Raw genomic sequence first — 12,260 nt, 5'->3', positions numbered from 1 at the left:
GGGACCGACGACCTGATGTCCGTGCTTCGCTTCGCGCCCTCGCCCACCGGCCGGCTCCATCTCGGCAACGCCCGCACGCTGCTGCTGAACGCGCTGCTGGCGCGCCGCGACGGCGGACGCTTCCTGCTGCGGCTGGACGACACCGACCGGGAGCGGGTGCGCGAGGAGTATGTGGACGCGATCCGCGCCGACCTCGCCTGGCTCGGCCTGACGCCGGACGGCGAGGCGCGGCAGTCGGAGCGGACGGCGCTCTATGAGGCCGCGTTCGAGCGCCTGAAGGCCGCAGGGCGGCTCTATCCGGCCTATGAATCGGAAGCCGAACTCGACCGCGCCCGCAAGCTCGCCCGCGCCTCCGGCCGCCCGCCGCTCTACGACCGGGCCGCGCTCAGGCTGACGCCCGAGCGCCGCGCGGCGCTGGAGGCCGAAGGGCGCCGGCCCCACTGGCGCTTCCGGCTGACGGGCGGGCGCGTGGCGTGGGAGGACGACGTGCGCGGCGCCCAGGAGATCGACCTCGGCAGCCTGTCCGACCCGGTGGTGCGCCGCGACGACGGCTCGTTCCTCTATGTCTTCACCAGCGTGGTGGACGACGCCGACATGGGCGTGACCGCGGTGGTGCGGGGCGAGGACCATGTGGCCAACACCGCCGTGCAGCTCGACCTGTTCGCAGCCTTGGGCGCAGCGCCGCCCGCCTTCGCCCATCACAACCTGCTGACCTCCGCGGAGGGCGACGGCCTGTCCAAGCGCACCGGCGCGCTGGCGCTCGCCACGCTGCGCGACGAGGGCGTGGAGGCGCTGGCGGTCGCAGCCTACGCCACGCTGATCGGCTCGGCGGAGGCGGTTCGGCCGGTGGCGAGCCTCGACGACCTCGCCGGCCTGCTGGACCTCAAGCGCCTGTCGCGCGCGCCGGCGCAGGTGGACATGGGGGAGTTGCGCGCCCTGTCGGAGAAGACGCTGCACGCGCTGCCGTTCGAGACGGTCGCGGCGCGGCTTGAGGCGGCGGGCGTGGGCGGCGGCGCGGCGTTCTGGAACACGGTGCGGGGCAATCTGGCCACGCTCGGCGACGCCGCGACCTGGTGGGCGATCGCTGCCGACGACGGTTTCCCAGCCCCGCCCGCAGAAGCCGAGCACGCCGCGACGCTTCAGAAGGCGCTGGAGTTGCTGCCGCCGGAGCCGTGGGACGAGACCACATGGAAGGCCTGGACCGGCGCGGTCTCCACCGCGACCGGGGCGAAGGGCCGGGCGCTGTTCCAGCCGCTGCGGCTCGCGCTCACCGGCGCGGCCCACGGCCCGGAGCTCGCCCGGCTGCTGCCGTTCATCGGCCGCGCGCGGGCCGCCGACCGTCTGACGCGCGCCATCGGCGGCTGAACCGTCAGCGGTTGCGGAACGCCGGCTTGCGCTTCTCCACGAAGGCGGCCATGCCCTCCTTCTGGTCTTCGGTCGCGAACAGGCCCTGGAACAGCCGGCGCTCGAAGCGCACGCCCTCGGCGAGCGAGGCTTCGGAGGCCACGTCCACCGCCTCCTTGGCGGCCAGCGTCGCGAGCCGCGAGAAGCCCGCGATCTTGGCCGCCGCCTCCAGCGCCTCGTCCAGCAGCCGCTCGGCCGGGACCACGCGGGCGACGAGGCCGCAGCGCTCGGCCTCGGCCGCGTCCATCATCCGGCCGGTGAGGATCAGGTCCATGGCCTTGGCCTTGCCGACCGCCTTCGCCAGCCGCTGGGTGCCGCCGAAGCCCGGAATGATGCCGAGCGTGATCTCCGGCTGGCCGAACTTCGCGCTGTCGGCGGCGAAGATCATGTCGCACATCATGGCGAGCTCGCAGCCGCCGCCGAGCGCGTAGCCCGACACCGCCGCGATCGACGGCTTGCGGCAGGCGACGAGCCGCCGCCAGACGGGCGTGAAGTCTTCGAGGAACGCCTCCGCATAGGTCTTGGCGGCCATCTCCTTGATGTCCGCGCCGGCGGCGAAGGCCTTTTCCGAGCCCGTCACCACCACCGCGCCGACCGCCTCGTCCGCCTCCATGGCCTCGAACGCGCGAGCCAGCTCTCCGATCACCTGCGCGTTGAGCGCGTTCAGCGCCTTGGGCCGGTTGAGCGTGATCAGGCCGACCGCGCCGCGGGTCTCCACCAGAAGCGTGTCGTAAGCGGGTTCGGTCATGGGGCGCCTCGTTTCCGAAGGATCAGCGGACAGCTCCCCCAAAGGCTTACGGCATCGGCCGCCCGCGCTCCACACCTGAAGGCCGCGCGCGAAAGCGTGAACGGCGCCGGCCGCGCCTCCCCTTGGCGTGCGGCGCAACAGGGGTACCGTAGTGCCTATGGCGCGCGATCCTCCCGCGCCCGCGAACCCCGGAGTGCGATGATGAAGACGCTGACCGCCGCCCTGCTCGCGCTGGGCCTCGCCGCGACTTTCGCGGCCCCGGCCTCGGCCGAGCCCTGCGCCCGCAAGAACACCACCGCCTCGACCCAGACCGACGCCGTCACCGGCACGTAAGCGCCGGGCGCGCCCGCGTCCCCATCCAGGAAGGCCCGGAGCCTCCCCCTCCGGGCCTTTTTCGCATGAGCGGACGACAACCTCCGCTCCGGGCGCGGCGCAGGCGCCCGCGCGCAGGCGTGGGCGGACGAGACGGCGCATGCTAGGCGGACCGGCGAAGGATCCGCCATGCCCCCCTCGACGCCGACCGCCACCCCCGCCGACCCCGAGATCGTCACCGACGCCCGTTCGCTGAAGCCCCGCATCCCGTGGGACGGTTACGCGCTCGCCGCCGCGGGCGCGATCCTGTTCTCGGCCAAGGGCATCCTGATCAAGCTCGCCTACGCCGAGAACGTGGACACCGAGACCCTGCTCGCGCTGCGCATGGGTCTGGCGCTCCCGGTCTATGTGGCGATCGGCGCGCTGGCGCTGGCGCGCTCCGGCCGCCCGGCCGCGCTCGACGCCCGCACCGCCGCCGCGGCGCTCGCCGTGGGCCTGCTGGGCTACTGGTTCGCGAGCTACACCGACTTCCTCGGCCTCGCCTACATCTCGGCCCCGTTCGAGCGGCTGATCCTGTTCACCTATCCGCTGTTCACGGTGCTGCTGGGGGCGGCGTTCTTCCGCCAGCCGTTTCGGCCGGGCGCGCTCGCGGCCTTCGGCCTGTCCTACGCCGGGCTCGCGCTGGTGTTCCTGAAGGACATGGAGGCGGAGGGCCTCGAGGCCACCCGCGCCGGCGCCCTGCTGGTGCTGGCCTCCGCGCTCGCCTTCGCGCTCTACCAGCTGTTCGCCAAGGGGCTGATCGCCCGGCTCGGGCCGAAGCTGTTCACCTGCCTCGCCATGCTGGCGGCGGCGGCCGGCGCGCTGGTCCAGTTCCTGATCGTGCGCGATCTGTCGGCGCTCGGAGGCCTGAGCCCGCGCGCCTGGGCGCTGGCGGCGGCGCTCGCCCTGTTCGCCACCGTGCTGCCGAGCTTTCTGCTGTCGGCCGCGCTGCACCGCATCTCCGCGCAGGCCAACGCCGCCATCGGCACGGTGAGCCCGATCGCGACGCTCGCGCTCGCCGTGCTGTTTCTCGGCGAGCGCGCCACCCCGATGGACCTCGCCGGCGCGGCGCTGGTGCTGGCCGGCGTCGGCTGGTTCACCCTGAGCGACCGGCGCCGCTGAGGGCGCGCCCGCTCACTGGCTCGCTGGCTGCCAGACCGGCGTGTCGGCGGTGACGATCGGCTTCGGGAACAGCCCCTCGGCGAAGAAGGCGTCCGCGATCTTCTGCTGCTCCGCGAGGCCGTCCCGCGTCACCGTCGCGACCTGATAGGAGCGGCGCGCGTTGCCCTGCTCGATGATGGCGGCGTCGATCTTCCAGATGGCGGCGAGCTGCGCGGCGGCCTCCTGCGGATGCGCCTTGACCCAGGCGCCCTTGGCCTTGAGCTGGGCCACGATCGTCTCGAGAACCGGCGCGTGGTCCTTCGCGAAGGCGTCGGTGGTCAGGTAATAGCGCTTGTAGCTGGACAGGCCGTCGCCGTTCTGGAGCACCCGGGCGCCGGACTGGGCCTGCGTGCTTGCGAGAAACGGATCCCACACCACCAGCGCGTCCACATTGCCGCCGACCAGCGCCGCGCGGCCGTCCGCGGGCGGCAGATAGGCGGGATTGACGTCCTTGATCGACAGGCCCGCCTTCGCCAGCGCGGCGAGCAGCAGGTAGTGACTGCCAGCGCCCTTGGTGACGGCGATCCGGCGGCCCTTGAGCTCCGCGACCGACGTGATCGGCGAGGCGGCGGGCACGAGGATCGCCTGGGCCGCCGGCGACGCCGCCTCCTCCGCCACATAGGTCAGCTTGGCGCCCGCGGCCTGCGCGAACACCGGCACCGTGTCCGCCACGTCGGCGCTGACGTCCACATTGCCCGTGTTCAGCGCCTCCAGCAGCGGCAGGCCGCTGGTGAACTCGTGCCAGGACACGGTCACGTTCCGCTTCGCCAGCGCCGCCTCGAGCTCCCCGCTGGACTTGAGCAGCGTGATCAGCGTGGAGGAGCGCTGGTAGCCGACGCGGAGCGTCTCGGCGGCCTGCGCTCCCGCCAGCGTCAGGCCTGAAAGCCCGAGGGAAAGGACCGCGAGAGCGGCGCGGCGGCTGAACGGCCGGAGGACGGAGGCAAGGTGGGTCATGACGTTCCAGGCGTGTGAGGATCACGCGCATGGAACGTCAGCCGCCAACCAATTTCAACTACATTCTATAAATTTAATGCACAAATCCGTTTCCGACCGGCGTGGCCGCCATCACATGTGGATGGCGCGGCCCTCCACGGCGAGGGCCGCCTCCTTCACCGCCTCGGCCAGCGTCGGATGGGCGTGGCAGGTGCGGGCGATGTCCTCGGACGAGGCGCCGAACTCCATGGCGATGGCGGCCTCCGCGATCAGGTCGCCCGCGCGGGGGCCGACGATGTGGACGCCCAGCACCTTGTCGGTCTTGGCGTCCGCCAGCACCTTCACGAAGCCTTCCGTGGTCCCGTTGGCCTTGGCGCGGCCGTTGGCGGTGAAGGGGAACTTGCCCGCCTTGTACTCCGTCTTGGCGGCCTTCAGCTCGTCCTCGGTCTTCCCCACGGAGGCCACCTCCGGATAGGTGTAGACCACGCTCGGGATGACGTCGTAGTTCACATGGCCGGACTTGCCGGCGAGGATTTCGGCGATGGCCACGCCCTCGTCCTCGGCCTTGTGCGCCAGCATCGGCCCGACGATGACGTCGCCGATGGCGTAGACGCCATCCACGCTGGTCTTGAAGTGGCCGTCGGTCTTGACCCGGCCGCGCTCGTCCAGCGCCACGCCGGCCTCCTCCAGCCCGAGGCCGGCGGTGTAGGGCGTGCGGCCGATGGCGACCAGCACCACGTCGGCGTCCAGCGTCTCGGCCTCGCCGCCCTTGGCGGGCTCCACCGTGACCTTGAGGCCCTCGCCCGCCTTCTCCGCGCCTGTGACCTTGGCGCCGAGCTTGAACGCCACGCCCTGCTTCTCCAGCAGCCGCTGGAACTGCTTGGCGACGTCCGTGTCCATGCCGGGCAGGATGCGGTCGAGGAACTCGACCACGGTCACCTCCGCGCCGAGGCGCCGCCACACCGAGCCGAGCTCCAGCCCGATCACGCCCGCGCCCACCACCAGCAGCTTGCCCGGAACCTTGGACAGCGTCAGCGCGCCGGTGGAGGAGACGATCGTCGTCTCGTCGATGTCGAGGCCCTTCAGCTTCGCCACGTCCGAGCCGGTGGCGATGACGACGCTCTTCGTCTCCAGCGTCTTCGGCTCGCCGCTCTCAGGCGTGACCTCCACCTTGCCGGGCCCGAGGATCTTCCCCGTCCCGTGGAAGGCGTCGATCTTGTTCTTCTTGAGCAGGAACTCGACGCCCTTGGTGTTGCCGCTGACGCCCTCGTCCTTGAACGCCATCATCTTGGCGAGGTCGAGCTTCGGCGCGCCCACCTCGATGCCCATGCCGGCGAACTTGTGGCCCGCCTCCTCGAACAGTTCGGAGACGTGCAGCAGCGCCTTGGACGGGATGCAGCCCACGTTGAGGCAGGTGCCGCCGTGGGTGGCGCGCTTCTCCACCACCGCGACCTTGAGCCCGAGCTGGGCCGCGCGGATGGCGCAGACATAGCCGCCGGGGCCGGTTCCGATGACGATCAGGTCGTAGGAGGCCATCAAACGAAATCCTTATGGGTTCAGACGCGCAGATTTGAGACCAGCTGATTGAGCTCGGCCTGACTCTCCGCCTTCATGCGCAGCGTGTCGGAGCCAAAATCGATCTCGGCGCCGTCAGCGTCCGTCCAGCCGACCGAGTGACCGAAGTCCTCGACGCTGAGTTTCCGGAAATTCTCCCGATCCTGGAGATAGGTGAAGATCCGGCCCCGCGAGATGACGGGCCGAAGATCCACGACCCCCTCATAGCCGTCGTTCCATACGATCTTCAGAACGCCGTGAATGACGGGTTCGGCGGAAACGATGCGAGGCGGAACGCTCACTCTATCCTCCCTGTCGACCGATCGGACATGCAAGCGCTCCAAGCCGCGCTGAGCGCCGGAATGCGGGACCGGGCCCATTCTTTCACAAGTCGAAGCTGGGTTCTCGGAAGGCTCCCGGCAATGACGTCGAGCGTGGCGATCTCGATCTGCGCTTCGAATTCCCCGTAGCTGGCGTGAAAATGCGGCGGCGCGTGATCGTCATGATAGAATTTGATCTTCACGCCATCCAGCAGAGCGACCGTCGGCATCTCAGCGCCGGGCGTCCGCCTGTCGGCGGAGGGTTCTGGTCTTCAGCGCAAGCGTCGCCCGGTTCGCCGCGCAGGCCAGGATCGCGAGACCCGCGATCCATGGCAGCAGATTGAGCAGGCTCGGCCACAGGCCGCCCTGCTCCCGGGAGCTGAAGGCGAGGATCAGGCCGACCGCCGCCACGCCCGCGAGCGTCATGACGAGTTGCCGGTCGAGCGCCGCCTTCAGGCGCCCGACCTCGGCCGAGGCGGCGTCCGCCCCGCTCACAGATCCATCACGAGGCGCGACGGGTCTTCGAGGCTCTCCTTCACCCGCACGAGGAAGGTGACCGCCTCCTTGCCGTCGACCACGCGGTGGTCATAGCTGAGCGCCAGATACATCATCGGGCGGATCTCGATCTTGCCCCCGACGACCATCGGCCGCTCCTGGATCTTGTGCATGCCGAGAATGCCCGACTGCGGCGCGTTCAGGATCGGGGTCGACATCAGCGAGCCGTAGATGCCGCCGTTGGTGATGGTGAAGGTGCCGCCCTGCATCTCCTCGATGCCGAGCTTGCCGTCACGGGCGCGCTTGCCGAAATCCGCGATGGTCTTCTCGACGCCGGCGAGGCCCTTCTCGTCCGCATCCCGCACCACCGGCACCACGAGGCCCTTGTCAGTGCCGACGGCGATGCCGATGTGGTAGTAGTTCTTGTAGACCAGCTCCTGACCGTCGATCTCGGCGTTCACCGCCGGGATGTCCTTCAGCGCCTGGATCACCGCCTTCACGAAGAAGCCCATGAAGCCGAGCTTCACGCCGTGCTTCTTCTCGAACACGTCCTTGTACTTCGCGCGCAGCGCCATGACCTCCGTCATGTCGACCTCGTTGAAGGTCGTCAGCATGGCGGCGGTGTTCTGCGCGTCCTTCAGGCGGCGGGCGATCGTCTGGCGCAGCTTGGTCATCTTCACGCGCTCTTCGCGCGCAGCGTCGTCCGGGGCGGAGGGCACGCGCGCCTGAACCGGCGCCTGGGGCGCGGCGGGCTTCGCCCCGGTCTCGATCGCCGCCAGCATGTCGCCCTTGGTCACCCGGCCGTCCTTGCCGGAGCCCGAGACGCCCGCGGGATCGACGCCGCTCTCGGCCGCGAGCCGGCGCACCGCGGGGCCGGAGTCCGCCGCCGCGCCGCCGTTCGGCTTCGCAGCCTCCGTGGGCGCGTCCTTCGGGGCCTCGCGGGGCCTGGTCTCGTTGGCGTCGTCCTTGATCGGGGCCGCCTTGGCGTCCTCTTTCCCGACCTTGGCCTCCGCCTTCGGCGCGGGCGCCGCGCCGTCGCCGGCCTCGATCGAGCCCAGCAGCGCGCCGACCCCGACCGTTTCGCCGTCGTTCGCCTCGATCGCGCCCAGCACGCCGGCCGCCGGCGCCGGGACCTCCAGCGTCACCTTGTCGGTTTCCAGCTCCACGATGGGCTCGTCGGCGGCCACCGCCTCGCCCGGCTTCTTGAACCACCGGCCGATCGTCGCCTCCGTGACGGATTCGCCCAGCGTCGGCACGCGTATCTCGGTCGCCATTTAGATCTCCCATGCGGCGGGCCATCCCCGCCCGCCCGTTCAGTCGTCTTGTGTCTCGGGTCGCCGGCGGGTCACTCGACCGTCAGCGCGTCGTTCAGGAACGCCTGCAACTGGGCGAGATGCTTGGACATGAGGCCGGTGGCGGTGGCGGCGGAAGCCGGTCGCCCGGCGTAGCGCGGACGCTTCACGGCGAGGCCCGCCGTGTTCATCGCCCACTCCACATAGGACTCCACGAAGTTCCAGGAGCCCATGTTGCGGGGCTCCTCCTGGCACCACACCACGTCGGCGTTCTTGAAGCGGCTGAGCTCGTTGGTCAGCGCCTTGGCCGGGAACGGATAGAGCTGCTCCACCCTGAGCAGGTAGACGTCGTCCACGCCGCGACGCTCGCGCTCCTCCAGCAGGTCGTAATAGACCTTGCCGGCGGACAGCACGACGCGGCGGATCTGGTCGTCCGGCTTCAGGGCGACGGTGGAGCCGGGATTGAGCTCCGCATCGTCCCACAGCAGGCGGTGGAACGAGGTCCCCGCGTCCATGTCGGTGAGCTTCGAGGTCGCCTTCTTGTGCCGCAGCAAAGACTTCGGCGTCATCAGGATCAGCGGCTTGCGGAAGTCGCGCACCAGCTGCCGGCGCAGGATGTGGAAGTAGTTCGCCGGCGTGGTCACGTTGGCGACCTGCATGTTGTCCTCGGCGCACATCTGCAGGTAGCGCTCCAGACGGGCGGAGGAGTGCTCCGGCCCCTGGCCTTCATAGCCGTGCGGCAGCAGGCACACGAGGCCGGACATGCGCAGCCACTTGCGCTCGCCCGACGACAGGAACTGGTCGAAGATCACCTGCGCGCCGTTGGCGAAGTCGCCGAACTGGGCCTCCCACAGCGTCAGCGCGTTCGGCTCGGCCAGCGAGTAGCCGTATTCGAAGCCGAGCACCGCCTCTTCCGACAGCATGGAGTTGATGACCTCGAACGCCGCCTGATCGTCGCTCAGGGTGTTGAGCGGGATGGCGCGCGCCTCGGTCTCCTGATCCACGATCACCGAATGGCGCTGGCTGAAGGTGCCGCGCTCCACGTCCTGTCCGGACAGACGCACCGGCTTGCCCTCGAGCAGCAGCGAGCCGAAGGCCAGCGCCTCGCCCATGGCCCAGTCGATGCCCTCGCCGCTCTCGGTCATCTTGCGACGGTTCTCCAGCAGGCGCTGGATGGTGCGATGGGCGTGGAAGTTGGCCGGCAGCTCGGTGAGCTTGCGGCCGAGCAGCTTCAGCGTGTCGATCTCCACGCCGGTCTTGCCGCGCCGGGCGTCGTCCACGTCCTTCGAGGCCTTGATGCCGGCCCAGCGGCCGTCGAGCCAGTCGGCCTTGTTGGGCTTGTAGGCCTGGCCGGCGTCGTATTCGGCGTCGAGCCGCGCCCGGAACGAGGCGCGCATCTCGTCCACCTCGCCGTCCCTGATCACGCCCTCGCCCTCGAGGCGTTTGGCGTAGGTCTCCAGCGCGGTCGGATGGCTGCGGATGCGCTTGTACATCAGCGGCTGGGTGAAGGCCGGCTCGTCGCCCTCGTTATGGCCGAAGCGCCGGTAGCAGAAGATGTCGATCACAACCGGCTTGTGGAACTTCTGCCGGAATTCGGTGGCGATCTTGGCGGCGAAGGTCACCGCCTCCGGGTCGTCGCCGTTCACGTGAAAGATCGGGGCCTCGATCATCTTGGCCACGTCCGACGGATAGGGCGACGAGCGGGCGTAGCGCGGGCTGGTGGTGAAGCCGATCTGGTTGTTGACGATGACGTGGATGGAGCCGCCGGTGCGGTGGCCCTTCAGGCCCGACAGGCCGAAGCACTCCGCCACCACGCCCTGGCCGGCGAAGGCCGCGTCGCCATGGATCAGCAGCGGCAGCACGCGGGTGCGGTCGGCGTCCTTCCACTGGTCCTGCTTGGCGCGCACCTTGCCGAGCACCACCGGATCGACGATCTCCAGATGGGACGGGTTGGCGGTGAGCGACAGATGCACGGTGTTGCCGTCGAACTCCCGGTCCGACGAGGCGCCGAGGTGGTACTTGACGTCACCCGAGCCTTCGACCTCGTCCGGGGTCCAGGAGCCGCCCTTGAACTCGTGGAAGATGGCCCGGTGAGGCTTGCCCAGCACCTGGGACAGGATGTTCAGGCGGCCGCGATGGGCCATGCCGAACACGATCTCGCGCACGCCGAGCGCGCCGCCGCGCTTGATGATCTGCTCCAGCGCCGGGACGATGGACTCGCCGCCGTCGAGGCCGAAGCGCTTGGTGCCGGTGTACTTGACGTCGAGGAACTTCTCGAAGCCCTCGGCCTCCACCAGCTTGTTGAGGATCGCCTTCTTGCCCTCGGGGGTGAAGGCCACGCCCTTGTCCGGCCCCTCGATGCGCTCCTGGATCCAGGCCTTCTCGCCGGGCTCGGAGATGTGCATGAACTCCACGCCGACCGTGGAGCAGTAGGTGCGCTTCAGGATGGCGAGCATCTCACGCACGGTGGCGTATTCGAGCCCGAGCACGTGGTCGATGAAGACGCGCCGGTCCAGGTCCTTCTCGCCAAAGCCGTAGGAGGCGGGGTCAAGCTCCTCCTGCGGCGGACGGGTCTCGATCCGCAGCGGATCGAGATCGGCCGCCAGATGGCCGCGGATGCGGTAGGCGCGGATCATCATCAGCGCGCGGATGCTGTCGCGGGTCGCGGCGCGGATCTGCTCCGGCGTCAGCGCCGACCCCTTGGCCTCCGCCTTGCCCTTGATCTTGTCGCCGAGCACGATCTCGGCCGCGCCCCAGTTTCCGTCGAGCGCCGAAACCAGTTCGCCGTTGGCGGGCACCGGCCAGTTCGGCCGCTCCCAGGACGGACCCTCGGCGGTCTTGGCCACGGCGTCGGGCTGGTCGCCCAGATCCTCGAAGAAGGCCCGCCACTGCGGGTCGACCGAGGACGGATCCTTCAGGTAGCGGGCCTGCAGGTCCTCGATGTAGGCGGCGTTGCCCCCCCACAGGAACGAGGTGAGGGAGAGTGCTTGGTTCGCCGCCTGGCGTGACATTGATCTAGACCTTGCGTTGTTTTCGGAGCCCGCATCCCATGAAGCCATATGGGAGCGGCGGTTCGGATGTGAACGACCGGAACGCGACTTCCGTTTAAGGGGCGCCGATTTCGCCTGCAATCAAGGCGAAATCGGCGCCACGGCTGAACTTTCAGCCCCTGATGAGTTCGACGAGGGTTTTTCCGAGTCGTGCGGGGGAGGGTGAGACGCGGACGCCGGCGTCCTCCATGGCGGCGATCTTGTCTTCGGCTCCGCCCTTGCCGCCGGAGATGATCGCGCCCGCGTGGCCCATGCGGCGGCCGGGGGGCGCCGTGCGGCCAGCGATGAAGCCCACCGTCGGCTTCTTCCGGCCCCGCTTCGCCTCGTCCTTCAGGAACTGCGCCGCGTCCTCCTCCGCCGAGCCGCCGATCTCGCCGATCATCACGATCTGCTCCGTGCGGTCGTCGGCCAGGAACATCTCAAGCACGTCGATGAACTCCGTGCCCTTCACCGGGTCGCCGCCGATCCCCACCGCCGTGGTCTGGCCGAGGCCCTCCTGCGTCGTCTGGAACACCGCCTCATAGGTCAGCGTTCCCGACCGCGACACCACGCCCACCGTCCCGCGGGTGAAGATGTTGCCCGGCATGATGCCGATCTTCGATTCCCCCGCCGTCACCACGCCCGGGCAGTTCGGCCCGATCAGACGGGTCTTCGACCCCTCAAGCGCCCGCTTCACCCGCACCATGTCCAGCACCGGCACGCCCTCGGTGATGCACACCACAAGCGGGATCTCCGCCGCGATCGCCTCGAGGATCGCGTCCGCAGCCCCCGCCGGCGGCACGTAGACCACCGACGCGTCCGCGCCCGTCGCCTCACGCGCCTCGGCCACCGTGTCGAACACCGGCAGGTCCAGATGCGTCTGCCCGCCCTTGCCCGGCGCAACCCCGCCCACGACCTTGGTGCCGTAGGCCAGCGCCTGCGTCGAATGGAACGTGCCGTTCTTCCCCGTGAA

Annotated in this window: 12 protein-coding genes; 3 read left to right on the top strand and 9 right to left on the bottom strand. The window is 69.8% G+C overall.

Features of this window, described 5'->3' with window-relative positions:
* Nucleotides 1-15: 15 nt before the first annotated feature.
* Nucleotides 16-1,365: a glutamate--tRNA ligase gene (locus tag PKE85_RS01190; RefSeq protein WP_271202966.1), complete on the top strand. Its 1,350-nt coding sequence runs from the start codon at nucleotides 16-18 to the stop codon at nucleotides 1,363-1,365.
* A gap of 4 nt (nucleotides 1,366-1,369) precedes the next feature.
* Here the strand turns inward: PKE85_RS01190 and PKE85_RS01185 are convergent, their stop codons facing one another.
* Nucleotides 1,370-2,152, bottom strand: coding sequence for an enoyl-CoA hydratase (locus PKE85_RS01185; protein WP_271202965.1), 783 nt, complete (start codon nucleotides 2,150-2,152; stop codon nucleotides 1,370-1,372).
* Nucleotides 2,153-2,353: 201 nt separating this feature from the next.
* Here PKE85_RS01185 and PKE85_RS01180 point away from each other — a divergent pair, with 201 nt between their 5' ends.
* On the top strand, nucleotides 2,354-2,485 hold the full coding sequence (locus tag PKE85_RS01180) for a hypothetical protein (protein WP_271202964.1): 132 nt from the start codon (nucleotides 2,354-2,356) through the stop codon (nucleotides 2,483-2,485).
* Between the two features lie 168 nt (nucleotides 2,486-2,653).
* Nucleotides 2,654-3,625 carry a DMT family transporter gene (locus PKE85_RS01175; RefSeq protein WP_271202963.1) on the top strand — a complete coding sequence of 324 codons (972 nt, stop codon included), beginning with the start codon at nucleotides 2,654-2,656 and terminating at the stop codon, nucleotides 3,623-3,625.
* Between the two features lie 12 nt (nucleotides 3,626-3,637).
* Here PKE85_RS01175 and PKE85_RS01170 read toward each other — a convergent pair whose 3' ends face one another.
* The 8 genes from PKE85_RS01170 to sucD form a co-directional block, all read right to left on the bottom strand.
* Nucleotides 3,638-4,618, bottom strand: coding sequence for an aliphatic sulfonate ABC transporter substrate-binding protein (locus PKE85_RS01170; RefSeq protein WP_271202962.1), 981 nt, complete (start codon nucleotides 4,616-4,618; stop codon nucleotides 3,638-3,640).
* A 111-nt stretch (nucleotides 4,619-4,729) separates the two neighbouring features.
* Nucleotides 4,730-6,133, bottom strand: a complete 1,404-nt coding sequence (gene lpdA / locus PKE85_RS01165; RefSeq protein ID WP_271202961.1) for a dihydrolipoyl dehydrogenase — start codon at nucleotides 6,131-6,133, stop codon at nucleotides 4,730-4,732.
* 20 nt (nucleotides 6,134-6,153) lie between these two features.
* The gene (locus PKE85_RS01160; RefSeq protein ID WP_271202960.1) at nucleotides 6,154-6,453 is read right to left on the bottom strand and encodes a DUF2442 domain-containing protein; all 300 of its coding nucleotides are present in this window, start codon (nucleotides 6,451-6,453) and stop codon (nucleotides 6,154-6,156) included.
* Complete coding sequence (locus PKE85_RS01155) at nucleotides 6,450-6,701, bottom strand: DUF4160 domain-containing protein (RefSeq protein ID WP_271202959.1); 252 nt, start codon at nucleotides 6,699-6,701, stop codon at nucleotides 6,450-6,452. Before PKE85_RS01155 ends, PKE85_RS01160 begins: the two co-directional genes overlap by 4 nt.
* A 1-nt stretch (nucleotide 6,702) precedes the next feature.
* Nucleotides 6,703-6,966 (bottom strand): hypothetical protein, encoded by a 264-nt coding sequence (locus PKE85_RS01150; protein ID WP_271202958.1) that lies wholly within the window; start codon nucleotides 6,964-6,966, stop codon nucleotides 6,703-6,705.
* Nucleotides 6,963-8,240 (bottom strand): 2-oxoglutarate dehydrogenase complex dihydrolipoyllysine-residue succinyltransferase, encoded by a 1,278-nt coding sequence (gene odhB / locus PKE85_RS01145; protein WP_271202957.1) that lies wholly within the window; start codon nucleotides 8,238-8,240, stop codon nucleotides 6,963-6,965. The genes PKE85_RS01150 and odhB overlap by 4 nt, the downstream gene beginning before the upstream one ends.
* A gap of 71 nt (nucleotides 8,241-8,311) precedes the next feature.
* Nucleotides 8,312-11,269, bottom strand: a complete 2,958-nt coding sequence (locus PKE85_RS01140; RefSeq protein WP_271202956.1) for a 2-oxoglutarate dehydrogenase E1 component — start codon at nucleotides 11,267-11,269, stop codon at nucleotides 8,312-8,314.
* Between the two features lie 151 nt (nucleotides 11,270-11,420).
* The coding region (gene sucD, locus PKE85_RS01135; protein ID WP_271202955.1) for a succinate--CoA ligase subunit alpha at nucleotides 11,421-12,260 on the bottom strand (840 nt) is incomplete at its 5' end.

This window comes from Methylopila jiangsuensis (assembly GCF_027922305.1).
GTDB classification, from domain to species: domain Bacteria; phylum Pseudomonadota; class Alphaproteobacteria; order Rhizobiales; family Methylopilaceae; genus Methylopila; species Methylopila jiangsuensis.
The sequence above is the reverse complement of the archived record's forward strand: the minus strand, read 5'-3'. Positions and strand labels throughout refer to the sequence as shown.